This window comes from Achromobacter spanius, from assembly GCF_003994415.1.
GTDB classification, from domain to species: Bacteria; Pseudomonadota; Gammaproteobacteria; order Burkholderiales; family Burkholderiaceae_B; genus Achromobacter; species Achromobacter spanius_C.
This window is the reverse complement of the sequence record NZ_CP034689.1, coordinates 5,895,492-5,919,851: the sequence shown is the minus strand read 5'-3', so window position 1 is coordinate 5,919,851 and position 24,360 is coordinate 5,895,492. Positions and strand designations below refer to the sequence as shown.

General features: G+C 64.0%; 23 protein-coding genes, 1 tRNA gene and 1 pseudogene. 8 read left to right on the top strand and 17 right to left on the bottom strand.

What is annotated here, in order from left to right; genetic code table 11:
* Positions 1-12: 12 nt before the first annotated feature.
* Both ELS24_RS27080 and ELS24_RS27075 read right to left on the bottom strand, forming a co-directional pair.
* Entirely contained in the window at positions 13-534 is a 522-nt protein-coding gene (locus ELS24_RS27080) for a YfbU family protein (protein ID WP_127185886.1), read from the bottom strand.
* Between the two features lie 71 nt (positions 535-605).
* Entirely contained in the window at positions 606-860 is a 255-nt protein-coding gene (locus tag ELS24_RS27075) for a hypothetical protein (protein WP_127185885.1), read from the bottom strand.
* A 314-nt stretch (positions 861-1,174) separates the two neighbouring features.
* On the opposite strand from ELS24_RS27075, the gene ELS24_RS27065 reads away from it, so the two are divergent.
* Complete coding sequence (locus tag ELS24_RS27065; RefSeq protein ID WP_127185884.1) at positions 1,175-1,507, top strand: transposase; 333 nt, start codon at positions 1,175-1,177, stop codon at positions 1,505-1,507.
* Positions 1,504-2,358: an IS3 family transposase gene (locus tag ELS24_RS27060; protein WP_164741312.1), complete on the top strand. Its 855-nt coding sequence runs from the start codon at positions 1,504-1,506 to the stop codon at positions 2,356-2,358. Before ELS24_RS27065 ends, ELS24_RS27060 begins: the two co-directional genes overlap by 4 nt.
* Before the next feature lie 252 nt (positions 2,359-2,610).
* Here ELS24_RS27060 and ELS24_RS27055 read toward each other — a convergent pair whose 3' ends face one another.
* The 4 genes and pseudogenes from ELS24_RS27055 to ELS24_RS27040 form a co-directional block, all read right to left on the bottom strand.
* Positions 2,611-2,904 carry a hypothetical protein gene (locus ELS24_RS27055; RefSeq protein ID WP_240669399.1) on the bottom strand — a complete coding sequence of 98 codons (294 nt, stop codon included), beginning with the start codon at positions 2,902-2,904 and terminating at the stop codon, positions 2,611-2,613.
* Between the two features lie 136 nt (positions 2,905-3,040).
* Entirely contained in the window at positions 3,041-3,658 is a 618-nt protein-coding gene (locus ELS24_RS27050) for a nucleotidyltransferase domain-containing protein (protein ID WP_127185881.1), read from the bottom strand.
* Between the two features lie 284 nt (positions 3,659-3,942).
* A tRNA-Leu gene (locus ELS24_RS27045) sits at positions 3,943-4,027 on the bottom strand.
* 162 nt (positions 4,028-4,189) lie between these two features.
* A pseudogene (locus tag ELS24_RS27040) lies at positions 4,190-5,576 on the bottom strand (uracil-xanthine permease family protein).
* 187 nt (positions 5,577-5,763) lie between these two features.
* Here ELS24_RS27040 and htpG point away from each other — a divergent pair.
* Positions 5,764-7,662 carry a molecular chaperone HtpG gene (gene htpG / locus ELS24_RS27035; protein WP_127185880.1) on the top strand — a complete coding sequence of 633 codons (1,899 nt, stop codon included), beginning with the start codon at positions 5,764-5,766 and terminating at the stop codon, positions 7,660-7,662.
* A 159-nt stretch (positions 7,663-7,821) separates the two neighbouring features.
* Positions 7,822-8,079, top strand: coding sequence for a helix-turn-helix domain-containing protein (locus tag ELS24_RS27030; protein ID WP_050445673.1), 258 nt, complete (start codon positions 7,822-7,824; stop codon positions 8,077-8,079).
* Here ELS24_RS27030 and ELS24_RS27025 read toward each other — a convergent pair.
* The 5 genes from ELS24_RS27025 to ELS24_RS27005 form a co-directional block, all read right to left on the bottom strand.
* Positions 8,074-10,281 carry an acetate--CoA ligase family protein gene (locus tag ELS24_RS27025; RefSeq protein WP_127185879.1) on the bottom strand — a complete coding sequence of 736 codons (2,208 nt, stop codon included), beginning with the start codon at positions 10,279-10,281 and terminating at the stop codon, positions 8,074-8,076. The two genes, ELS24_RS27030 and ELS24_RS27025, sit on opposite strands and share 6 nt — an antisense overlap.
* Positions 10,282-10,298: 17 nt before the next feature.
* Positions 10,299-11,294, bottom strand: a complete 996-nt coding sequence (locus tag ELS24_RS27020) for an acryloyl-CoA reductase (protein WP_127185878.1) — start codon at positions 11,292-11,294, stop codon at positions 10,299-10,301.
* Positions 11,295-11,313: 19 nt separating this feature from the next.
* Positions 11,314-12,477: an acyl-CoA dehydrogenase family protein gene (locus tag ELS24_RS27015; RefSeq protein WP_127185877.1), complete on the bottom strand. Its 1,164-nt coding sequence runs from the start codon at positions 12,475-12,477 to the stop codon at positions 11,314-11,316.
* A 20-nt stretch (positions 12,478-12,497) separates the two neighbouring features.
* Positions 12,498-13,481, bottom strand: a complete 984-nt coding sequence (locus tag ELS24_RS27010; RefSeq protein WP_050445677.1) for a Bug family tripartite tricarboxylate transporter substrate binding protein — start codon at positions 13,479-13,481, stop codon at positions 12,498-12,500.
* A 66-nt stretch (positions 13,482-13,547) separates the two neighbouring features.
* On the bottom strand, positions 13,548-14,714 hold the full coding sequence (locus ELS24_RS27005; RefSeq protein ID WP_050445678.1) for an acyl-CoA dehydrogenase family protein: 1,167 nt from the start codon (positions 14,712-14,714) through the stop codon (positions 13,548-13,550).
* Positions 14,715-14,950: 236 nt separating this feature from the next.
* On the opposite strand from ELS24_RS27005, the gene ELS24_RS27000 reads away from it, so the two are divergent.
* The 3 genes from ELS24_RS27000 (at position 14,951) to ELS24_RS26990 (ending at position 17,879) form a co-directional block, all read left to right on the top strand.
* The gene (locus ELS24_RS27000) at positions 14,951-15,748 is read left to right on the top strand and encodes an IclR family transcriptional regulator (protein WP_127185876.1); all 798 of its coding nucleotides are present in this window, start codon (positions 14,951-14,953) and stop codon (positions 15,746-15,748) included.
* Positions 15,738-16,553: an IclR family transcriptional regulator gene (locus ELS24_RS26995; protein ID WP_127185875.1), complete on the top strand. Its 816-nt coding sequence runs from the start codon at positions 15,738-15,740 to the stop codon at positions 16,551-16,553. Before ELS24_RS27000 ends, ELS24_RS26995 begins: the two co-directional genes overlap by 11 nt.
* Before the next feature lie 126 nt (positions 16,554-16,679).
* Positions 16,680-17,879, top strand: a complete 1,200-nt coding sequence (locus ELS24_RS26990) for an MFS transporter (protein ID WP_127185874.1) — start codon at positions 16,680-16,682, stop codon at positions 17,877-17,879.
* A 68-nt stretch (positions 17,880-17,947) separates the two neighbouring features.
* Here the strand turns inward: ELS24_RS26990 and ELS24_RS26985 are convergent, their stop codons facing one another.
* The 6 genes from ELS24_RS26985 to ELS24_RS26960 form a co-directional block, all read right to left on the bottom strand.
* Positions 17,948-18,256 (bottom strand): DNA-binding protein, encoded by a 309-nt coding sequence (locus ELS24_RS26985; protein ID WP_050445682.1) that lies wholly within the window; start codon positions 18,254-18,256, stop codon positions 17,948-17,950.
* Entirely contained in the window at positions 18,253-18,579 is a 327-nt protein-coding gene (locus ELS24_RS26980; RefSeq protein ID WP_198158136.1) for a type II toxin-antitoxin system RelE/ParE family toxin, read from the bottom strand. The genes ELS24_RS26985 and ELS24_RS26980 overlap by 4 nt, the downstream gene beginning before the upstream one ends.
* A gap of 223 nt (positions 18,580-18,802) precedes the next feature.
* Entirely contained in the window at positions 18,803-20,113 is a 1,311-nt protein-coding gene (locus ELS24_RS26975) for an MFS transporter (protein ID WP_127185873.1), read from the bottom strand.
* Positions 20,114-20,257: 144 nt separating this feature from the next.
* Positions 20,258-21,406 (bottom strand): galactonate dehydratase, encoded by a 1,149-nt coding sequence (dgoD, locus tag ELS24_RS26970; RefSeq protein ID WP_127185872.1) that lies wholly within the window; start codon positions 21,404-21,406, stop codon positions 20,258-20,260.
* Entirely contained in the window at positions 21,403-22,056 is a 654-nt protein-coding gene (locus ELS24_RS26965) for a 2-dehydro-3-deoxy-6-phosphogalactonate aldolase (protein WP_127185871.1), read from the bottom strand. The genes dgoD and ELS24_RS26965 overlap by 4 nt, the downstream gene beginning before the upstream one ends.
* Before the next feature lie 10 nt (positions 22,057-22,066).
* A complete protein-coding gene (locus ELS24_RS26960) occupies positions 22,067-23,167 on the bottom strand; it encodes a 2-dehydro-3-deoxygalactonokinase (protein WP_127186484.1) in 1,101 nt (366 codons plus the stop codon).
* A 364-nt stretch (positions 23,168-23,531) separates the two neighbouring features.
* Here ELS24_RS26960 and ELS24_RS26955 point away from each other — a divergent pair, with 364 nt between their 5' ends.
* A complete protein-coding gene (locus ELS24_RS26955; protein ID WP_083447282.1) occupies positions 23,532-24,350 on the top strand; it encodes an IclR family transcriptional regulator in 819 nt (272 codons plus the stop codon).
* Positions 24,351-24,360 lie beyond the last annotated feature (10 nt).

Genomic DNA, 24,360 nt, shown 5'->3' with positions numbered 1-24,360 from the left:
CTTTCTGTTTGGCTACTTGCGATTGTCGGGGTGAATGCGCGCATCGATGATGGTCATCATCGTTTCCTTATCGAGCGGGTAGCTTGGCTTTCCCAACTCTTGCCACTTCGCGATAATTCGGCCGTACAGCTTGGTCGTCGGGTGGTGGGAGTTCTTGCCGTACTCGGGAATGGTCTCTGTGAATCGGTCTGCATCACGCAGGGCCTTTGAAAAGGACAAAAGCTCTGGTTCGTTATTGCCGTCGAAGCCAGGGAATGCTACGTGATGGGGGTCGATACCGGACTTATCCTCCAGTGCTTCGTAGCTTGCTTTCAAGTCACTATAGATTCCCAATATCGTGAGAACGTGTTCGGCTTGATCGGAAGGCAGGTTCGGTGAAAGCCACTCAAATGATTGAGCGTACAGCCACTCATGACCGTCTCGAAGCTGCTCGGCGCGGCGCGCGTAGCTTTCGTCGTCCTTTAACTCCGCGAGAATTTCGTACTGATTTGCGAGGATGAGCCTTTCTATATCGGTGAGTTTGATGCGCGACATACAGCCTCCGTTGGTGGTTTTCTAACTAGCGACGATTCCCTACAAGATCTAGACGCTTGGCTGCGCTGGCTTCACTCCTCCGCATCTTGCATCCTGCGCTTAACTCCTTCCAGATACTTGATCAATAGCTCCACTTGTAGTGAGGTGGTCGCGATTGGATGTTCGATCACCGAATCTCGAAGGATGTCATGGTGATCTACGAAGAAAAGACCACTGTTGACGTACTCAAAATAATCGTCTGCGTGCATCGCTCGCATTGTGGGTATGTCCACCAAGTGTTCCGTGTCGGCTTTGGTGATTTGTCGACTGATTATGCGTCCCGTCATGTAATTCCTCCATCTGTTGGGGATTTGATCATAACGCCTTATTAAGGCCTGGTCCCCTGTAGGGAATAGCTACTCTCCCGACTGGATATGCACCGCGATGACTAGAAGATCTAATTTTCCATGCCGCCATCGTGGTTGCGCAGCATTGACGCGAACACCTGGCTATTGTGAAAAGCATCGCCTTCTTGCTCAATTGTGGACGAGTGCCACCGCTGAAATAATGGTTTTAGACTACGAAATAATGGTGTCAGACTGAGCTAGCCCGGGTTTTCCGGACACCCGAAGAAGTAGACAATACTTGAAGGGGGTGTCCCATGGATAAATCCAAACCCGAAGCCAAGCCGAGCGATGCCAAGCGCCAGTACCACAGCCGAGAATTCAAAATCGAGGCAGTGCGGCAGTTGGAGGAAGGCAAGATCAGCGGTACGCAGTTGGCACTGATGCTGGGCGTGAAGCGCTCGATTATCTACCGATGGAAGAAAGAGCTGGCAATGCACGGGCCAGACGTTTCGTTTCCCGGCAAAGGCAAAACGCGTTCCGACGAGCAGACCGAGATCCAACGCCTCAAGCGTCAGCTTGCCGAGGTCACCGAAGAGCGCGACATCCTAAAAAAAGCGGCAGCGTACTTTGCGCGGGAACTGCCGTGAGGTACGCCTTTGTGCAGGCTCATCAGCAGCAGTTCCGAGTCGCTCGGCTATGCCGGGCGTTGCAGGTCAGCCGCAGCGGTTATTACGAGTGGCGACGTCGCGCGCCGTGTGCAAGACAGCAAGAAGACGTTAAGTTACTGGCGGCGATCGAGCAAACGCATAGGGCTTATCGGCAAGCGTACGGTGCCGAGAAGACTAGGCGCGCGCTCAATGCCAGTGGTGTGGCTTGCGGCAAGCATCGCGTTGCACGCTTGCGCCGCCAGGCGGGCATCGAGGCACTGCGTAAGCAACGGTTCCGCAGACTGGAGAAACACTCGCTACTCGGGCCGGCACCGAACCGCCTGGAACGACGGTTCACGGTGCATTGCCCCAACAAAGTCTGGGTAGGCGATATCACGGTGGTATCGACGCGAACAGGTTGGCTGCATCTCGCGGTACTGCTGGATCTTTACTCGCGCTCAGTAGTCGGTTGGAGCATGTCCGACAAGCGAGACCGAAGTCTAGTTATCCAGGCATTGTTGATGGCCATGACCAGGCGCAAACCGCAACCGGGACTGATGCATCACAGCGATCGAGGCGCTCAATACAGTTCAGCCGAGTATCGTGCAATGCTGACGGGCAACGGCATTACCATCAGCATGAGCGCCAAAGGCGATCCTTACGATAATGCAGTGGCAGAGAGCTTCTTTAGCAACCTCAAGAACGAATTAACGCACCACCAAGTCTTCCATAGCAGGGAGCACGCACGGCTGGCGATCTTCAACTATATCGAGGTCTTCTACAACCGCCAGCGAATCCACCAGGGGCTAGGCTATAGAACCGCTGTCCAAGTCGAAGCCGCTGTGCCTTAACCAAACTGTCCGGGAAATCCGGGTTAGTCCAGACTACAAATTCAGTCGATCAACTTCAAGCCTAATATCCGTTCTCCGCAAATTGGCAGTTATTCTTGCGGCGACCTCAAGCAACGAAAACTTGCTTGCCATAGCGACCGATATAACGAAGGCACACGAGGCGAAGGCGCCTGAGGGCGAGCACTGTGTCGTTGAAATAGGACGTCGCTGCACGACAAATGCATGGAGGCAGTCTTCCTGCGTCTCTCACCCCTAAGGGATGCCGCGCGCATTCCCTGCGTCTACCGGCGCCAATGCATCAACCTTCGCCGCAACAACCTGGCATGCCGCCACCAGATCAGTGACGATCCGCTCATCCACATTCAAGTCGCCCTCGTACTCACCAAGATTGCGAATGTCATGGCATCTCGACAGAACGCGCCACACCTCCGGTCCGACCCCTAGTGTGTGCGGCAAGAGCTGAAAGACAAGATAGCGATTGGTGCAGCGATAGCCGCTCCTACGCAGCGCCGCCAAGCACAGCGCATGAGCGGCGTTGTCGGCCAAGTCGAAGCGGCTCTCTATTGAAAGCGACACGTTGCAGGCGTCACGCAACCTTGCGTGCCCGGAGCGTTTCAGGCCTTCAAATTCTTTGGTATCGGGAGGCTCAGCCTTCAGCGATTTTCCCGGGCCACTCAGCTTTTCAAGTGGGGAGGTCTCCTTCGCCTCCTATGATCCAAATCTTGGGTTGCGCCAGCACCCGGGTCAGGAAAGACTCTTGTGCCTCTACGCGTTTGGTGAATTCCTTGCGCGTGAGGATGGTGGGGTTCACCGGCCGGCCGAGCTTGTTCCCCACATCCTCCAGCGCCGCAAACACATCGCCGTAGCTGATGTCGTCACTAAGCAGCATCAAATCAATATCGCTGCGAGCGGTGTCGGTATTTTTAGCAACCGAGCCGTAGACGAACGCCGCCATGATCTTCGAGGCCAGAGGGGCAAGCGCCTCGCGTAGTGGTCCGGCCAGACCGATCGTCTTCTGCACAATCGCGCATAGTTCCGCGAAGATGGGCGAGTTGGGATTGGCTTGGTAGTGCTTCTGATTGCCGACCGCCTTCACCGTGACCAAGCCGGTCTGCGCCAAGTTGGCCAACTCGCGTTGCACCGATCCGGATCCGCTGGCAACGAGGCCGATTATTTCCGTGGCATAGAAGCTGCGATCCGGCTGGCCGAACAGCAACCCCAGCACTCGCTGTTTGGTGCCAGGAAAAAGCGCGTCAGCGAGACCGCTGTGCGTGAGAGGGGCTTCGATCGTTATACCCATATTGGGTGTGATTGTACCCAAATTGGGTATCTATGGGAGTAGCCGTGGACGAGTAGCTGAACGTGCGGCTTGCTTTCTCCCGCGCCAGGCGCATCAACGAAAAAAGCCTCTGCGTATGCAGAGGCTTTGGAATCTTGGTAGCGCATTCTCGGCTCATCAAACGAACCTGCCGTACGCGACCACATCGCTCTACGCCATCAAGAGGCGGAACGTATGCGCAGTAAATGCTGAGAAATTTGCGTTGCGCGGTCAAGAAAAAAACCGGCGGATGCTTGAGAGCTTTCTGGTGCCCGGGGCCGGAATCGAACCGGCACGCCTTGCGGCGGGGGATTTTGAGTCCCCTGCGTCTACCAATTTCACCACCCGGGCAAGGGGGTCGCGAACACGTCCAGATGACGGCTGCGGGAGAACGAAGACAGCGATTATATGCGTACTTTCAAAAATTGTCAGGCGGGCTCACATCCAGCCCCTGATCAGAGCCAGATCCGCCCGGCCATTCAGCCGAAAACGGACCCAGCCATCAAGCTCTACCTACTTCTTTTCCGGCAAGAACCAGTTCATCACCAAGGCGCAGATCCCGCCGGTGGCGACACCGGATTCCAGCACGCTCTTCACCGCATGCGGCAGGTGCGACAGGATTTCCGGCACTTGCGACACGCCCAGCCCCAGGGCCAGCGACACCGCGATGATCAACAACGCGCGACGATCCAACTGAATGCCGGCCAGGATGTTGATGCCGGACGCGGCGACGGCGCCGAACATCACCATGGCGGCGCCGCCCAGGACGGGTTCGGGCACGGCTTGCAGCACGCCGGCCACGCTGGGGAAGAGGCCCAGCAGAATCAGCATGCCGGCGATCCATACGCCGACGTGGCGGCTGGCGATGCCGGTTAGTTGGATCACGCCGTTGTTCTGCGCGAAGACCGAGCTGGGGAAGGTGTTGAACACGCCGGCCAATAGCGAGTTCGCGCCGTTGACCAGCACGCCGCCCTTGATGCGCTGCATCCACAGCGGGCCTTCGACGGGCTGCTTCGACACCTTGCTGGTGGCGGTGACGTCGCCGATGGCTTCCAGCGACGTGACCAGGTAGATGATCAGCATCGGCACGAACAGCGCCCACGAGAAGCCCAGGCCGAAATGCAGCGGCACGGGGATCTGGAACAGGGCGGCTTCGCGCGCGCCGGTGAAGTCCAGTCGGCCCATATAGGCGGCGGCGATGTAGCCGACGGCCAGCGCCAGGACCAGCGCGGTGCTGCGGATCCAGACGACGGGCACGCGGTTCAGCAAGATGATGGTGCCCAGCACCAGGCCGGACAACGTCAGGTTCTCGGCGCTGGCGAAGGTGCCGTTGGCCATGGCGCCGAAACCTCCGCCCATGCTGATCAGGCCGACCTTGATCAAGGTCAGGCCAATCAGCAGCACGACGATGCCGGTCACCAGGGGGTGATCAGGCGTTTGACGAAGGGCTGGATGCGGCTGATGCCCATTTCCACGAACGATCCGGCGATGACGACGCCGAAGATGGCGGCCATCACGGCTTCGACGGGCGTGCCTTGCTTGACCATGACCGAGCCGCCTGCGATCAGCGGCCCCACGAAGTTGAAGCTGGTGCCTTGCACGATGAGCAAGCCGGCGCCCAGGGGGCCGAAGCGCTTGCACTGCACATAGGTGGCGATGCCGGAGATGACCAGCGACATGGACACGATCAGCGTGGTGTCGCGGCTGCTGACGCCCAGGGCCTGGCAGATCAAGAGGCCGGGGGTGACGATGGGAACCAGGATGGCCAGCAGGTGCTGCAACGCGGCGACGAAGGCGACGGGCGGCGCGGGGCGGTCGTCGGGGCCGTAGACCAGGTCGGCGCTGGGTGCGTCGTCGGCGGTGCTGTGGGGGCGGGTTGGGACAGGGAGGCGGGTTGCATGGGCGGAGGGCCGGCCGGGGGTGGAAGAAAGTGCGGGATTTTAGCGGGGTTCGCGCCGCTGCCGCGACGGGGCCTTGAAAAGTTCCCGATAGCCCCCACCTCAGTAGGGTTTCCGGGATTCCGCGCGGGCATTTCGCCCCGGCTTCCTTTTTTATTTCGTCCCTAATTTTTTACTTCACGTAGAACCATGAGCCAAACCGCCACGTCTTCCACGTCCGAAACCCTGGGGTTCCAGGCCGAGGTGAAGCAACTGCTGCACCTGATGATCCATTCGCTGTACAGCAACAAGGAAATTTTCCTGCGCGAGCTGGTGTCGAACGCATCGGACGCCTGCGACAAGCTGCGTTTTGAAGCTATCGACCAGCCCGACTTGCTGGAAGGCAATGGCGAGCTTGCCATCACGGTCAGCTACGACAAGGCCGCGCGCACCATCACCATCTCGGACAACGGGATTGGCCTGTCGCGCGAAGAAGCCGTGGCCAACCTGGGCACGATCGCGCGTTCCGGCACGCGGGAATTCTTTTCCCAGTTGACGGGCGACAAGCAGAAAGACGCGCAACTGATCGGCCAATTCGGCGTGGGCTTTTACTCGTCGTTCATCGTGGCGGACAAGGTCACGGTGGTCAGCCGCCGCGCCGGTAGCACGGACGCGATCCAGTGGGAATCCGACGGCCAAGGCGAATTCACGATTGGCGCCGCTGACAAGGCCACGCGCGGCACCGACGTGACGCTGCACCTGCGTGCCGACGAAGACGAATTCCTGAACGGCTGGAAGCTGCGCGAAGTTCTGCGCCGCTATTCCGACCACATCTCCTTGCCGATCCGCATGGCCAAGGAAGAGTGGGATCAGGAAAAGGGCGAGCAGGTCAAGACCGAAGAACTGGAAACGGTGAACCAGGCCAATGCGCTGTGGGCCCGCAGCAAGTCGGACGTCACGGAAGAGCAGTACCGCGAGTTCTACAAGACGGTGTCGCACGACTACGACGACCCGCTGGCCTGGACGCATAACCGCGTGGAAGGCCGCAGCGAGTACACGCAACTGCTGTACGTGCCCAAGCACGCGCCCATGGACATGTGGGACCGCGACGGCCGCCACGGCGTGAAGCTGTACGTGAAGCGTGTCTTCATCATGGACGACGCCGACCAACTGCTGCCGTCGTACCTGCGCTTTGTGCGCGGCGTGATTGATTCCGCCGACCTGCCCTTGAACGTGTCGCGCGAAATCCTGCAAGAAAGCCGCGACGTGCGCGCCATTCGTGAAGGCTCGGCCAAGCGCATTCTGTCGCTCTTGGAAGACCTTGCCGAGAACAAGCCGGAAGACTACGCCACGTTCTGGACGGAATTCGGCCAGGTGCTGAAGGAAGGCGCGGGCGAAGATTCCGCCAACCTGGAACGCATTGCCAAGCTGATGCGCTTTGCGTCCACGCATTCGGGTGACCAGGCGCAGACGGTGTCGTTTGCCGACTACGTGTCGCGCATGAAGGAAGGCCAGGACAAGATCTACTACGTCACGGCAGACACGTTTGCCGCAGCCAGCAACAGCCCGCATCTGGAAATTTTCCGCAAGAAGGGCATCGAAGTGCTGCTGCTGTCGGACCGCGTTGACGAATGGATGCTGTCGTACCTGCGCGAATTCGATGGCAAGTCGCTGGTGTCGGTGGCCAAGGGCGGCCTGGACCTGGCCGAGTTGGCCGACGAAGAAGAAAAGAAGCATCAGGCCGAAGTGGCCGAAGACTTCAAGCCGCTGGTCGAGCGCCTGCAAAAGACGCTGGAAGAGCAGGTCAAGGAAGTGCGCGTGACGCTGCGTCTGGTGGATTCGCCGGCGTGCGTGGTGGTGGGCCAGAACGAACTCAGCCCGCACCTGCTGCGCATGCTGAAGGCCGCGGGCCAGGAAGCGCCGAACGTGAAGCCGGTGCTGGAAATCAACCCGGAACACCCGCTGCTGGCGCGCATTCGTGCGGCCGAAGACGGTGAGTTTGACCAGTGGGCGCGTCTGCTGCTGGATCAGGCCCTGCTTGCCGAAGGCGCGCAAATCGCCGACCCGGCCGCGTTTGTGAAGCGCTTGAATGCCTTGCTGCTGAAGTAAGCGGCGGGGTAGTGGGATGAGAGGGCGCCTGAACTTAAGGCGCCCTCTTTTTTATTGCGCGAGGCAGCGGGCGAAATGAATATTCCCGATCGGTAATATTTCTGCCGGAATGCGACTTTTTGCGCGGAATATTCCCGATCGGTAATTTTGGAGGCCTTCATGTCATTCCAGCACGCACCGCCCAAGTCGCCGGTGATCATTCAAACCTCGGCGGATCTGGGCAAGCTGGTGAGAACGTTGCGGCGTGAGCAAGGCTTGCTTCAATTGGATCTGGCCGGCTTGTGCAATACAGGCATCCGCTTCGTGGGCGACCTGGAGCGTGGCAAACCCACGCTGCAATTGCAGAAGGTATTGAACATGCTGGATCTGCTTGGGCTGGAAGTGCAGGTCGTGCCCAAGCGCCCAAGATTGTCATGACCGCCCAGCGTTGGGAATAAGCACCGCGTCCAAAGCCAGCACCCCCTGCCCATCCGGCAGCGCCAGCAATGGGTTGATCTCCACGGAACTGAAATCTTCCCGGCGCGCATCCGCGAAGCGTGACAGCGCCACCAAAGCATCCGCCAACGCATTGATGTCGCAAGGCGGTGCGCCGCGTGCGCCTTGCAAGAGCGCGTAGCCCTTGATCTCGCGGATCATCGACAAGGCCTGGGCGTGGTCAAAGGGCGCCAGGCGGAAGCTGACGTCTTTCAGCACTTCGACGAACACGCCGCCCAGGCCGAACATGACGACGGGGCCGAAGACCGGGTCGCTGTGCATGCCCACGATGCACTCCACGCCCTTGGGCGCCATGGGCGCGACCAGCACGCCGTCGATGCGGGCATTGGGGCAGTGCGTGCGTACGCTGTCCAGGATGGCGGCGTGACCCTGGCGCACGGCGTCTTCGCCCGACAGGCTCAGCTTCACGCCGCCCACATCGCTTTTGTGCAGGATGTCGGGCGACACCACTTTCAAGACCACGGGGCCGGCCGCGCGGACAGCGGCGGCCACGGCGGCGTCGACGTCGGTGGCTAGCGTGCAGTCAGGCACGGGCAGGCCGGCTTGGCGCAGGACGTCCATCGCCTGCACTTCGTTGTAGGTGTCGCGCAGCGGCGCGGTGCTTGCATTAATAGAAGGCACGGAGGCGTGGGTATTCGGGGCGGCGTTGGAGGTGCCATCCGTGCTGCCGTTCGTGTTCCCATCTGTGCTTCCATTCGTGCTTCCATTCGATGCAGCATCCGACGTGGCACCCGACGCCGCAGCCAAGCCCGCTACCGCCCCTATCGTCCGTATCGCGGCGCTGGGGTCTTCGAACACCAGCGTGCCCAGGCGTTCAAGCTCGCGGCGGCGTTCTGGCGGAAACAGCGCGCACAAGGCCAGTGGCACGTCGGGATGGCGGGCGCGCATTTCGCGGGCAAAGGTTTCGAAGGTGGGCCACAACGTTTCCGACGACCCGGCGGCGGCCAGGAAGACCGCCAGCGCATCGTAGCGGCCGTCGGCCAGCATGTCGTCGGCGGTGGCCAGCAGCAGGCCGGGTTCGGACACCACCTGGCCGGTGACGTCGACCGGGTTGCGCGGGCCGGCGAAGGGCACGCGTTCCAGCAAGCGGGCCTGCGCGGCAGCGTCGGGCTCGGGTAGCGACAGGCCGGCTTCCTCGGCCTCGTCCGCCATCAATGCGCCGACGCCGCCGGATATCGTGAAGATGCCCAAGCGCTTGCCTTGGGGGCGCTGTTTCCAGGTGTCCAGCGCATAGCCCAGGTTGAAGAAGTCTTCGATGCTGCGGGCGCGCAGCGCGCCGTATTGGCGAAACAGCGCGTCGTAGACGGCGTCATCGCCCGCCAGCGCGGCGGTGTGCGACGCGGCGGCCTGTGCGCCGGCCTGGGTGCGGCCGATCTTGGTGACGACCACGGGTTTGCCGGCGTCGCGCGCGGCGGCCAATGCGCGGCGCAGCTTGGCGCCGTCGCGGCAGCCTTCCATGTAGGCCATGATGACGCGGGTGTCGGCGTCGTGCGCCAGCCAGTGGATGCAGTCGGCCACGTCGATGTCGGCTTCGTTGCCGGTGCTGATCCAGTGCGACAGCCCCAGGCCGCGTTCGCGCGCCATGCAATAGGCATAGGCGCCGAACGCGCCGCTTTGCGACACCATGCCGATGCCGCCCAGCGCCACGGCGCCGTTGGCGGGCGCGGGCGAAAACGTGGCGTAGACCTTGTGGCGCACGTTCATGTAGCCCAGGCAGTTGGGCCCCAGCAGGCGGATACCGCGTTCGCGCGCGATGGCGCATAGCGCCTCTTGCATGGCGACGCCTTCGGCGCCCGTTTCCGAAAAGCCTGACGTGAAGACGACCGCGCCGCCCACTTGGCCCGGGCGCGCGCTTTGCAACGCTTGAGCCGCGTGCGCGGCGGGCACGGCCAGGATGACCAGGTCCACGTCAGCGTCCAGCGCGGCCAGGTCGGGCGCGGCGGGCAAGCCCTGGATGCTGTCGGCGCGCGGATTGATGGGCAGGATGCGGCCGTCGTAACCATGCTGGCGCAGCAGGCTGACCGGCATGGCGCCGATCTTGCCGGGGGTGGCGGACGCACCCACGATGGCGATGCTGCGCGGGGTGAACAGGCGGGACAACGAGAGATCGGAATGCGTAGTCATGATGGGGCCGGAGTGGTTCAGGAAAAGCGCACGACGCTGCGGCCGGTGCTGCCGCGTTCGAGCATGGCGGCCAGCGCTTGCGGCAGGTCCTGGGGTTGGATGACGCGCGCGGCAAGGTCCAGGCGCTGCGGGCGGTAGTCGGTGGCAAGCCGTTGCCACAGCGCGCGGCGTAGCGGCATGGGGCTGTTGGCGTTGATGCCCAGCAGCTTCACGCCGCGCAAGATGAAGGGGATGACGGATGTGGGCAGCTCCGCGCCGCCCGCGTTGCCAAACGCGGCCACCACGCCGTCGGGGCGCACGCTGGCCAGCGCGTGGGCCAGCAAGGGGCCGCCCACGGAATCGATGACGCCGGCCCAGCGCGCACTCATCAAGGGTTTGATGGGGGCGGACAGGTCGGGCGGGGCCATGACCTCGGTGGAGCCGAGAGACCGCAGGTAGTCGGCGGCATCCGGTTTGCCGGACATGGCGCAGACCGTGTAGCCCCGTTGGCTGAGGATGTCGATGGCGATGCCAGCCACGCCGCCGGTGGCGCCCGTGACCAGCACTTCACCCAGATCGGGCGTCAGGCCGCAGTGTTCCATCCAGTGCAGGGACAGTGCGGCGGTGAACCCCGCGGCGCCTAGCACGGCGGCGTCGCGCAGAGTGATGCCGGCGGGCAAGGGCAGCACCCAGTCATGCGGCAGGCGCGCGTATTCCGCATAGCCGCCGTCGCAGTCCACGCCGATGCCAAAGCCATGCACGACGACTTCCTGGCCGGGAGCAAGCGCGGGGTCGGTGGAGTGCACCACGGTGCCGCTCAGGTCGATGCCGCCGATGCGGGGGTACTGGCGCACGACGTTGCCGCGTCCGGCCTGCGCCAGCGCGTCCTTGTAGTTCAGGCCGGCGTAGGCGACCTTGATCAGCGTGTCGCCAGGGGACAAGTCATCTTCCGACAAGGTGTCGAAACGGCCTTCAGGGGGCGCGCCGTCGGCGCCGCCATGCAGCCGGTAGGCCTGGAAGGTGGGGATGGGCATGCGGGTCTCCGGGGATGGGTCAGCCGCGCGCCAACAGGCGGCGCGCAAGGGTGGCGCGGTGCAGTTCGTTGGCGCCGTCGTAGATGCGGAAGGGGCGCATTTCTTGCCAGATCATGGCCACGGGGGTGTCGTCCGACAGGCCCGATGCGCCCATCATCTGCACCGCGCGGTCCGCCACGCGGTTCACGGCTTCGGATACGAAGACCTTGGTCATGGCGCTGTGCTGTTTGACGGACAAGCCCGCATCCATGCGGGCGGCGCAATCCAGCGTCATCAAGCGGCTGGCATGCAGGTCGATGTGCGAATCGGCCACCATGGCTTGAATCTGCTGAAGGTCGGCCAGGCGCGATCCAAAAGACTCGCGCGTGTTGACGTACGCTTGCGCGGCTTCCAGGGCGCGGCGGGCGCGTCCGATGTAGCGCATGCAGTGCGACAGGCGCGCGGGTTCCAGCCGCAGTTGCGCGTATTCCAGGCCACGGCCGGGTTCGCCCAGCACGGCGTCGTCGCCGACTTCGCAGCCGTTCAATTCAATTTCCGCATGGCCGCCGATCTGGTAGCCGGTGACCATGCCGATATCGCGCACCACGCGGTAGCCCGGCGTGTCGGCGGGCACCACGAAAAGCGTGGCGCCGGCCTCGGCCTGCGCCAGCACCAGCGCAAAGTCCGCGCCGACGCCGCCGCTGATGAATTGCTTGTGTCCGTGCAGCACCCAGCCTTGGCCGTGCCTTGTTGCGCGAGTACGCAGCATGGACGGGTCGGAGCCCGCGCCGGGTGCGGGTTCGGTCATGGCGAAGCAGGCGCGCTGTTCGGCGCGAACCAGGGGCAATAGATAGCGCTCGCGTTGGGCGGGCGTGCCCAGCCGCAGCAAGGTCAGCATATTGGGTTGGTCGGGCGCGGCGCAGTTCAAGGCGGCCGGCCCCAGAAAGCCGCGCCCGGCCGTTTCCAGCACTTGCGCCAGCGCGCGCCAGCCCAGGCCCAGCCCGCCAAGTTCCACGGGCAGTTGCGGCGCGTACAGGCCGGCGTCCCGGGCTTGCACGCGCAAGCGCGCTACACATTCGTCCAGGGCCGCTACGTTGCGGGCGATGGCGGCGGATTCCTCGGGGATGGCGATGTCATCGACAAAGCGGCGAACCCGTTCGCACAGGTCTTCGATGGCGGCGTCGCCGGTGGGCTGGGCGGGCATGGCGGTCTCTTTTTAGAGGTTTACTGGATGCGGGTGCCGGTGGACTTGATCAGCTTGCCCCACCACAAGGTCTCGTCCGCGATCTGCTTGGCGAATTCGGCGGGCGTGTTGACCAGCGGTTCGGCGCCCAATTCCTGGAAGCGAGTGCGCAACTCGGGGTCTTGCAAGGCCTTGGCCACGGCGGCATGCAAGCGGTCGACCACGGCGGGCGGCGTGTTGGCCGGCGACATCAGCCCTTTCCACGCCATGACCTCAAAGCCCGGCAGGCCGGCTTCGCTGAAAGTGGGGATGTCCGGCGCGGCGGTGGCGCGCGCATCGCTGGGCACGGCCAGCGCGCGCAGGGTGCCTGCTTTCACTTGCGGCAGCAGCGCGGGCATGTTGTCGATCATGAAATCGATATGGCCGGCGACCAGGTCGGTGATGGCGGGGCCGCTGCCTTTGTAGGGCACGTGCTCGGCTTGCAGGCCGGCCTTTTGCTTGAGCAGTTCGCCGGCCAGTTGCGCGGGCGAGCCATTGCCGGGGGAACCGAACGACAGCTTGCCCGGGTTATCGCGTGCGTACGTCAGGAATTCCTGCAACGTTTTCACGGGCATGGACTTGGTCACCACCATCAGGTTGTGTTCGCGTTCCAGGCAGGTGATGGCGGTCAGGTCCCGGGCGGGGTCGAACGGCATGTTGGCGTACAGGCTGGGGTTGATGACGGTGGGGCCAGCCGCCGCCAGCAGCAGCGTGTAGCCGTCCGGCGCGGCGCGCGCCACGAAGTCACCGCCGATATTGCCGCCAGCGCCCGGCTTGTTTTCCACGATGACGGGCTGGCCCAGAATGGGCTGCAGCGCTTCGGCCAGCAGGCGGCCAAGAATGTCGGTGGATCCGCCGGGGGCGAACGGCACGATCAGCCGGATCGGCTTGTCGGGATACGCGGCGGCGGCTTGGGGCGGCAGCGCCGCGCAGGTGAGTGCGGTGGCGATGGCGCCGATCCATTTCGGCAGGTGCTTGTGCAGCATGTGAGTCTCCTTGGGTTGATGGGCCGCGGGCTTCTGGTGGCTGCGGTCCCGGGATAGCGCCCTGGCCTAGCGGCCGGGCGTGTAACCGGCCTGCGCCAGCGTGTGGCGGGCGATGGTCAGTTGATGAATCTGGCTGGTGCCTTCGTACAGGCGGAACAGGCGCACGTCGCGATAAAACCGTTCAATGCCCTGGTCGGCGATGTAGCCGTAGCCGCCGTGCATCTGCACGCAGCGGTCCGCCACGCGGCCGCACATTTCCGACGCGAAGTATTTGCAGATGGACGCGTTCATGGTTACGTCGCGGCCCTCGTCGCGTTCGCGCGCGGTTTGCAACACCAGCGCCAGCGCGGCCTGGATGTCGGTCTGGCAATCGGCCAGCATCGCCTGGATCAGTTGGAAGTCCATCAGCGGCTTGCCGAACTGCTGGCGTTCGGCCACAAAGCGCAGCGTGTCGTCTAGCATGCGGATGGCGGGGCCGATGCACAGCGCGGCCAAATGAATGCGCTGCTTGTTCAGCACTTTCATGGCGGTCTTGAAACCCATGCCTTCCTGGCCGCCGATCAGGTTGGCGGCGGGCACGCGGCAGTTGTCGAAGTAGACGGCGGACACGGGCGAACCCGCCTGGCCCATCTTGTCGTAGGGCTGGCCGGTGGACAAACCCGGTGTGCCGCGTTCCACGATGAAGGCGGATATGCCCTTGGCGCCGGGCGCGTCGGGGTCGGTGCGCGCCATGACGGTGAACAGGCCGGCAAGCGGGGCGTTGGTGATGAAGCACTTTTCGCCATTCAGCACATAGCTGTCGCCGTCGCGCACGGCGGTCGTGCGCAAGGCGGTGGCGTCCGACCCGGCTTGTGGCTCGGTCAGCGCGAAGCAGCCGGTCAATTCGCCCGAGGCCAGCCGGGGCAGGTAGTGGTCTTTCTGCTGCTCGGTGCCGTCCGCCACCAGGCCTTCAGAGCCGATGCCGGTGTTGGTGCCAACCCGCGCCCGAAACGCCACGGAACATTGCGACAGTTCAATCGCCGCGCGGATCAGTTCTTCGGTGCTCATGCCCGCGCCGCCGTAGGCTTCCGGGATGGAATAACCGAACATGCCCTGGTCGGCCATGGCCCGCACCAGATCGTCGGGCACCTCATCCAGGCGCGCCACTTCGGCTTCGCGCGGAACCAGTTGCTGGCGGACGAAGCGCCGCAGCGATTCGATGAAGGCGGCAAAGCCGTCAGGGTCCCTGATCATGGGGTCGTCTCCGATTTTTTTGATTGGCTGCCCGGATGGCGCGGAGGAATCCGCACCGGGGCAATATGGAACCCAGGCTAGCAAAGCAACGCGAAATGCGAGACAAGTGTTTTGATATCTTGAACGCTTATTGCGCGATGAATGGCGTGCTTGCTCTATCATCGGCATCAGCATTCCGCGCGTTTTGTTTTTCGCTTTCCCCGTTTCATTGCGGAATGTCCACCCGGATTGCGACCATGACCACGCCCCTGGGCGGCCATCACCCCGACCCTGATTTCGCGACCACGCTGGCTCACGGCCTGGCGGTGTTGCAGACTTTTCGCCATGGCGAGCCGGCGCTCAGCAACCGCGAGCTGGCCGACCGCACCGGCCTGTCCAAAGCCACGATTTCGCGGCTGACCTATACGCTGGTTCAACGCGGCCTGTTGCGCTATGACGCCAGCCTGCGTCGCTACCGCCTGGGCACGGCGCTGTTGTCACTGAGCTATCCCTTGCTGGCCAGCATCAAGCTGCGGCAGTTGGCGCGCCCGCTGATGACGCGGCTGGCCAACGCGGCGGGCGGGTCGGCGTCGCTGGGCATGCATCACGGCGCGCACATGGTGTACGTGGAAACCTGCCGGGGGCACGACGCCGTGGCGTTTCGGCCGGACATCGGGGCGATGCTGCCGCTGCTGCCGTCGGCGATGGGGCGGGCGTGGCTGGCGCAGGCGGATGAGGACGAGGCGCAAGTGCTGTTGCACGCGCTGCGCCAGCAAGATCCCGCCGCCTGGCAACGGCATGCACCGGGTTGGGAGCAGGCGCGCCGGGACTATGCCGCGCATGGCTACTGCGTGGCCGAAGGCGAATGGCATGCCGACGTGCATGCGGTGGCGGTGCCCATGCGCCGTCCGGTGGACGGTCAGGTGTTCGTGTTCAATTGCGGCGTGCCGACGCGAAGGCTGCGGGCGGGCGATTTGCGCCGACGCATCGCGCCGCGTCTGCTGACCTTGGTGACGCGGGTGGAAAAAATGCTGGAGCGCCAGGATGCCGCTTGAACGTGAACCCGGCCTTGGTCGCGACCCCGGCCAGGATCCCAACCCCGACCGCGACTTTGCCACCACCTTGGCGCACGGCATCGATATCCTGGCGTGTTTTCGGGCGGACCGGCCCGAGCTGGCCAACAAGGACTTCGCCCAGCAGACCGGCTTGTCCAAAAGCGCGGTGGCGCGCCTGACGCATACCTTGGTTGAACTGGGTTTCTTGCAGCGCCTGGGCTCGCCTGCTCGCTACCGACTAGGCGCGTCTGTGCTGGCGCTAAGCTACCCCTTGCTGGCCAGCATGCAGATCCGCCAATTGGCGCGGCCGCTGATGAAGCAGTTGGCCGACCATGCGTGCGGCGCGGTGTCGCTGGTGGTGCGAGACCGCTTGCAGATGGTGTACGTGGAAACCGCCAGGTCAAACGACGCCTTGCAGACCCGGCCCGACATCGGCGCGGCCTTGCCCTTGCTGTCCAGCGCGGCGGGCAAGGCCTGGCTGTGCCGGGTGCCGGATGCCGAGCGGGCAGTGGTGCTGAATCAGTTGCGCGTGGCCGACGCCCGCCATTACGCCGAACACTTCCCCAGCCTGGCGGCGGCATCGCGTGACCTGGAACGCAAGGGGTATTGCGGCAACAACGTGCAATGGCGTCCCGACGCCTATGGCTTTGCCGCGCCCTTGTGGCGGCCTTATCAGTCGCTGCTGTACGTCTTCAACTGCGGCGTACCGTCGGGGGACGGACCCTATCGCGAGCGGGCCGCCGACATCGGCCCCCGATTGGTCGCCCTGGCGCGCGAGACGGAGCGCTTGCTGGGGCTGACGTAGCCCCCCGTGCCTGGGGGCGATTCGTGACTTGAAGTCAAAAGTGTTTGCCCGCCAGACGGCTTTTTCCGCAAGGATCGCGCGGTCATACTGCACGCCTGTCTTTACGACGTGCTCCAAGGAATCCGCATGAACCCGCAAGATAATCCGCCGGTCAAGTCCGGCCTGCCGTTGCTGGCGCTCGCCGTCGGTGCGTTCGGCATTGGCGTGACCGAGTTTTCTCCCATGGGCCTGTTGCCCGTTATTGCCGAGGGCGTGGACGTGTCCATTCCCAGCGCCGGCATGCTGATCAGCGCCTACGCCATCGGCGTGATGCTGGGCGCGCCGCTGATGACGCTGGCGTTTTCGCGCTGGTCGCGGCGCAAGGCGCTGATTCTGTTGATGTTGATCTTCACCATCGGCAACGTGCTGTCGGCGCTGTCGCCCAACTACACCACGCTGTTGCTGGCGCGGCTGGTCACCAGCCTGAACCACGGCGCGTTCTTCGGCCTGGGCTCGCTGGTGGCGGCCAGCGTGGTGCCGCGCCACAAGCAGGCCAGCGCGGTGGCGACCATGTTCATGGGCTTGACCATCGCCAACGTGGGCGGCGTGCCCGCCGCCACGTGGCTGGGGCAGGTGATCGGCTGGCGCATGTCGTTTGCCGCCACCGCCGTGCTGGGCTTGATTGCGATGTTGTCGCTGTGGTTCGCCTTGCCGGCGGGCGAAGCGGGACGCCGCCCGGATGTACGCCATGAACTGGCCGTGCTGAAAAGCCCCGTCGTGCTGCTGGCGCTATTGACCACGGTGCTGGGCGCGGGCGCGATGTTCACGCTGTACACCTACATTGCGCCCACGCTGGCCGATATCACCGGCGCATCGCCCGCCTTCATTACCGGCATGCTGGTGCTGATTGGCCTGGGCTTCACGTTGGGCAATGGCTTGGGCGGCCGCATGGCCGACCGTTCGCTGGACGGTACGCTCATCACCTTCCTGGTGATCGTCATCATCGACCTGCTGGCGTTCCCGTGGATCGCCTCCACCCAGATCGGCGCGGCGATTTCCCTGTTGATCTTCGGCGTCGCCACCTTCGCCGTGGTGCCGCCCTTGCAGATGGGCGTGATGCGCGCCGCCACTGCGGCCCCCGGGCTGGCGTCTTCGGTGAATGTGGGTGCGTTCAACCTGGGCAACGCGGTCGGCGCGGCCGCCGGCGGCGCGGTGATCTCGGCCGGGCTGGGCTACGCGGCGGTACCGATTGCCGGTGCTGTCATCGCCGTGGCCGGGTTGGCGCTGGTGTTGGTGCAGCGGGCCGGCAACGTGCGCCGCCGCAAGCTGGCGATGCAGGGCTGCTGAGGGGCGCGTCGAGCATTAGCTATTCGCTGGGCGGGTTTGGGTGTTGTCGCCCAACCCGCCCATTAACGTTATCTGGCGCCCGCGGGCGTCAGCGGCTGTACCGCCAGCCGCAGGCCCAAGGCTTTCAGGATTGCCGTCAGGCTGCTTAGCGCGGGGTTGCCCTTGGGTGAGAGCGTGCGGTAGAGCTGGGTGGGATTCAGGTGCGCCTGCGCCGCCACGGTCTGCACGCCACCAAAAGCCTGCGTCAGTTGCCGCAGCGCGATCAAGAGCTCAGCCTGGGTTCCGTCTTCCAGCACGCTGTTGATCAGGTCAACGGCCAATGCGGGGTCATCACGGTACAGCTCGGCCATCGCTTCATCATGGGGTCTGCTTTTCATGGTGTTCTCTGGTTCCAATGTTGCCAAGCGCGTACCGCGCGCTCGATGTCGTCAGTTTGCGAACGTTTGTCGCCGCCGGAAAGCAACAGCACCACACGCCGTCCGGCTAGCCCGTAATACACGCGATACCCCGGGCCGATATCAATTCGTAGTTCCCAGACTCCTTCGCGGCAGAACTTGTGATCGCCGAAGTTGCCTTGGTGGATGCGAAAGACTCGGCGGATGATCGCCACTCTTGCGCGGTTGTCACGCAGGCTTTTCAACCACGCCACATAAAGGTCGACCCCGGCATCGGCGGTCACGTAGTGTTCAATTTCAAACATGGCCATATTCGTTTATCGACGAAAATTAGTCAAGTTGCTTATCCGTGCCGTCTCGTCATCGGCGGATGTGACTCACATGGCGTGATGGTCCTTGATCCGCTGCAAAAGGGAAAACGTGGAAGTGACGTTTTTAGCCCTTGCTCTGTGCTCTCGGGCTGCATATCGCGCACAAAAAAAAGGGTGCCGTTCATCCGGCACCCTTCATCTCACCAACACACATCAATCACGCTTCTATTCGTTCCACCTTGCCGACCAGCAGGATGTACGACAGTGCGCCCAGCAGTGCCAGCGACGACACGTACACGATGGCGGGGGCGAAGTTGTCTTTCGATACCAGGAAGCCGATGACGATGGGCGTGCAGATGGACGACAGGTTGCCCACGAAATTGAACACGCCGCCCGTCAGGCCCAAGAGCCGCACCGGCGCCAAGGTGGACACCAGCGACCAGGTAATGGACGCCAGGCCGTTGCCGAAGAAGGCCAGGGCCAAAAAGAAGATGACCCAGGGGGTGGAGTCGGTGAAGTTGGCGCCGATCATCGATGTGGAAATCAGCAGGCCCAGGATGATGGGCAGCTTGCGCGCCAGGCCCACGCTGGCGCCACGGCGCACCAGGAAGTCGGACAGCACGCCCGAGCACAGCACGCCGACGAATGCGGCCAGGAATGGCACGGATGCCAGGAAGCCAGACTTGATGAAGTCCATGCCCCGGTACTTCACCAGATAGGTCGGGAACCACGTCAGGAAGAACCACAACGTGGACGTCAGGCAGAACTGCCCCAGGTACACGCCCCACAGCTTGCGCCTGGACATCACCAGGCCCAGGTCATTCCAGTTGAACGGCGCTTTCTTGGCGTGCGCGTTGCGGTCCAGGTCGACCACGCCGCCGCCTTGCTGGATCAGTTCGATCTCGGCGGCGTTGGCGCCCTTGAACTGGCGCGGCTCGCGATAGATCAGGTACCACAGCACGCCCCAGACGATGCCCAGCAAGCCGGTGCTGACAAACACCATGTGCCAGCCGTAATGGTGCTGCAACCAGGCCAGCACGGGCGTCAGGAACGCCAGGCCCACGAATTGGCCGGACGTGTAGAAGCCGATGGCGGTGGCGCGTTCTTTTTCCGGAAACCAGGTGGTGACGACGCGGTTGTTGATGGGGTAGGCGGGCGCTTCCAATGCTCCCACTGCCAGCCGCAACACGAACAGGATGATGAAGCTGCTGGCAAAGCCCATGAAGAAGGTCGCGGCCGACCACAGGATCAGCGCGGCGGCGTACAGCACGCGGGGCGATACACGGTCCACCAGCCAGCCGCCGGGAATCTGCATGGCGGCGTAGGTCCAGCCGAAGGCGGACAGGATCAGCCCTTCATGCCAGGTGTCCAGCCCAAACTCGTCTTTCAGCGCGGGCGCGGCGATGGACAGGTTGCTGCGGTCCAGGTAATTGATGACGACAGTGATAAACAACATCACCATGATGATGTACCGGCTGCGCGTGGGGCGCTGGGCGTGTTGCAGGCCGGCGTGGGTGGCGGTCGACACGGATTGTCTCCTCGTGCGCCCTTCTAGGGGCGGGGGCCATCGGCTTGGATGCCGATGGGTTATCGATATGAAGAAGAAAAAGCGGCGCTCGTGACAGAAGCATGGGGCGCCGCATGGCGGTCAGTCAGCGTGATCGGGCTGGCCTTACCACTCGGCGAAGCTGCCGTCGGCGTGGCGCCAGATCGGGTTGCGCCAGCGGTGGCCCACGGCGGCGCGTTCCTTCACGTATTCCTCATTCACTTCGATGCCCAAGCCCGGGCCTTGCGGAATGGCGACCATGCCGTCTTCGTACTTGAAGACTTCGCGGTTGCTGACGTAGTCCAGCAAGTCGTTGGCGGCGTTGTAGTGAATGCCCAGGCTTTGTTCCTGGATGAAGGCGTTGTAGCAACCGGCATCGATCTGCAAGCAGGTAGCCAGCGCGATGGGACCCAGCGGGCAATGCAGCGCCAGCGCCACGTCATACGCTTCGGCCATCGCGGCGATCTTGCGGGTTTCGGTGATGCCGCCCGCGTGCGACGGGTCGGGCTGGATGATGTCTACATAGCCTTCGGACAGCACGCGCTTGAAGTCCCAGCGCGAGAACAGGCGCTCGCCCAGCGCGATGGGGGTGGACGTCAGTGGCGCCAGTTCCTTCAAGGCTTCGTAGTGTTCGCTAAGCACCGGCTCTTCGATGAACATCAGCTTGAACGGGTCCAGCTCTTTCATCAGGACCTTGGCCATGGGCTTGTGCACGCGGCCGTGGAAGTCCACGCCGATGCCCACGTTGGGGCCAACGGCCTGGCGCACGGCGGCCACGTTCTCCAGGCACTTATCCACCTTGTCGAACGAATCGATGTATTGCAGTTCTTCCGTGCCGTTCATCTTCACGGCGGTAAAACCACGGTCCACGGCGCTCTTGGCGGCGGCGGCGGTATCGGCCGGGCGGTCGCCGCCTATCCACGAATACACCCGGATGCGATCGCGCACGTTGCCGCCCAACAATTGCGACACCGGCACGCCCAGGTGCTTGCCCTTGATGTCCCACAGCGCCTGGTCGATGCCGGCCAGCGCGCTCATGTGGATCGCGCCGCCGCGATAGAAGCCGCCTCGGTACAGCACCGTCCAGTGGTCTTCGATGTTGCGCGGGTCTTTGCCGATCAGGTAGTCGGACAGTTCTTCCACGGCGGCGGCCACCGAATGCGCGCGGCCTTCCACCACGGGTTCGCCCCAGCCAACGATGCCTTCACCCGTTTCGATTTTCAGGAAGCACCACCGGGGCGGCACGATGTAGGTGGTGAGCTTGGTGATCTTCATGCTTGGGTCTCCTGGGCGGAATAGGCGCGTTGCCAGGCGGCGACGAATGCGCGCGCGTTCTGGCCGACGTCGGTGGCCGTCAGGCCGGGTTTGTACAAGGCGGAGCCCAGGCCGAAGCCGCTGGCGCCGGCCTGAGCAAAAACGGAAAGGTTGTCGGGCGTGATGCCGCCCACCGGCACCAGCGCAATCGGCGGGCGCATCACGGCGCGCCAGGCCTTCAGCACGGCGGGGCCCAGCTGTTCGGCGGGAAACATCTTCAGCACGTCGGCGGCGGCCGCCAGCGCGGCAAACGCCTCGGTGGGCGTGGCAACGCCGGGGCAGGACGCCATGCCCAGTTTCTTGGCCGCGCGGATGACGGCGGCGTCGCTGTGCGGCATGACGATCAGTTCACCGCCCGCGTCCTGCACGCGCGCGCAGTCATCGGGCTTGAGCACGGTGCCCGCGCCGATCAGGCAGTCGGTGGGCAGTGCGGCGCGCATGGCGCGGATGCTGGCCAGCGGGTCCGGCGAATTCAGCGGCACTTCGATCAGGCGAAAGCCCGCGTCGTACAGTGCATTGCCGATGTCTTCCGCTTCGTGCGGCTGGATGCCGCGCAGGATGGCGATCAGGCCGCATTGGGCCATGGCGGTTTGCAGTCCGGTGTGGTTCATGTGCTGGTTCCTAGAGGGATGCCGAATGGGGGGAAGGCTTGGCCCGCTCGGTGTTGATCTGCCCGGCCTTGACCAGCCCGGCGCAGAGGGCCAGGTGCCACAAGCCGCGTTCCGTGGCGTTTTGCGCCTGTTCGGGCGTGCCCAGGCCGTAGTGCTGCATGGCCAGGATGTACCGCTGGCACAGCGCGGGGTCGCCGCACAGCACGATGCGGGGCAGCTCGCCTTGCTCGCGCAGCATCTGGGCCAGCGCGAAAATTTCATGGCCAATCAAGAGGCCCGAGAGATAGTCGGCTTGCAAGGAAGACGCCAGTTCGCCGGTCAGGCCCAGCGCGCGCGTGCTGAAGATGGTGGACAGCACGCCGGCCCGTCCGGCTGGGGCGCCGGCTACCTTCACGCCGCGCATGAAGGCGCTGCTGTCGGCGGCGATGTCGGCGTCCTGTTCGGCGGCGGGCGCATCGCTCATCGTGCGGCCCAGGATGGTGTGGCCGCGCAGCGCGGCGTAGACCTCGCCCGTCATGAAGGTGTTGAAATGCGTGACGCGGCCGCGGCGGGCGTTGACCCACTTGGAATGTGTGCCGGGCAGGCCGATCAGCACGCTGTCGGCGGGGTGGACGGACGAATTCGCACCCCAGCCGCCCACCTGATCGAACATCACACCGAACACCTGGGTTTCTTCGCCGCGCATCACGTTGGGCAAGCCGTGGCGCTGGATCAGGCCGGGCACGATGTGCAGCGGGGTGGCGTTGGGGCCGGCGCTCTTGCGTTCCACCATCGTCAGCAGGGTGCCGATGCGTTTCAGGTCAACGGGCACGTCCAGGTAAGCCGCTTCCTGCCAGCCCTGGGCGCTGCCGACCATGCCGCAGGCAATGACAGGCAGCGTCGGCTCTGCGCGCAGCCAGTCGCCGCAAGCCTGTTCAAACGCCAGATCGAAGCCGGACAGGGCGGTGCTGGCCGCGCCATCCTGCAAGGGTTGCGGCAGGCGCATGATGCCCCAGGGCAGATGCCGGGTGTCCAGCGTGCCACCCGTGTCGTCCAGCCGGTAAGCGCGTAGTGAAGAGGTGCCCCAATCCAGCGCGATAAGCGCCGCGCGGGCGGGTGTGGCGGGTGTCATCAGATGTGTCTCATCGTTGGCCGCCTTGCCCGATTGCTTGCCCATGCAGCGTGCCCGGCGGCGCCGGTAGCGGCGCGGGCAAGAGGGGCAATACGGGGCGCGGCGGCCTTGTTGTCTTGTTGCGCGCCGGGCCTTTATTCCGCCCGGCGCGCGCTGGGAAAAAATTCTAGATCAGTGCTTGAAAAATCTCAAAATGTAGAATTAAATCCCATATACAGGGAATAAGTGCAGTGGTAACCAAGCCGCCGTCGCCTTTGCCTCCGTGCCATGGGGGCCGCCACCCGGCCACCCCGCCGCATCCGCATCGCCGCCCTGCGCCATCCCGGCTATGCTTGCTCCCGTTCTCGCTGTGTATTCACGTTTCATGACCGCCACCCCGCCTGCAATGCCCTTTCCCACCTTGGACCCCGACGCCGTCGCCCCTGCTGGTACTCAGACGCTGATGCGAGGCCTGGCCGTGGTGCAGGCGGTGGCGGCCGGTGCGCGTGACCTGAAAGACATCTGCGCCCGTATCGGCGTGGCGCGCAGCACCACGCACCGGCTGGCCAGTTGCCTGGTGCAGGAACGCTATCTGCGGGCCTTGCCAGGCGTGGGGTATGTGCTGGGGCCGAAGCTGATCGAGCTGGGTTTCCAGGCGCGCGAAGCGTTTCCCATGGCGACTCTGGCGCGCCCTTACCTGGACGCATTGGCGGCACAGACCGGCGACACCATCCATCTGGCCGTGCGTGACAACGACGACGTGCTGTACCTGGAAAAGATCTCGGGCAAGAAAGGGCTGGAGATGCGGTCGCGCGTGGGGCATCGCATGCCGCTAGCCGCCACGGGCGTGGGCAAGGCGCTGCTGCTGGACACCGAAGAACCGCAATGGAAGGCGTTGCATCGCATTGGCGCGCCGGTATCGTCGCGCGCGCCGGGCGGCCAGCAGACCTGGGAAGCGTTCCGCGACCGCATGCGCGAATACGCGGCGCAAGGCTATGCGTTTGACCTGGAAGACAACGAGCCGTCGATCCGCTGCGTGGCGGCGCCCGTGCGCGATGCCTCAAGCGGCATCGTGGCGGCGATCAGCGTGTCCAGCACGGTGCCGTACATGTCCCTGGAGCGCATGCGCGACATGATCCCCGTGGTGCAGGACGCGGCGGCGGGCATCTCGGCGGAAATGGGCTGGAAGGTGGACCGCGGCTGAACGTAGGATG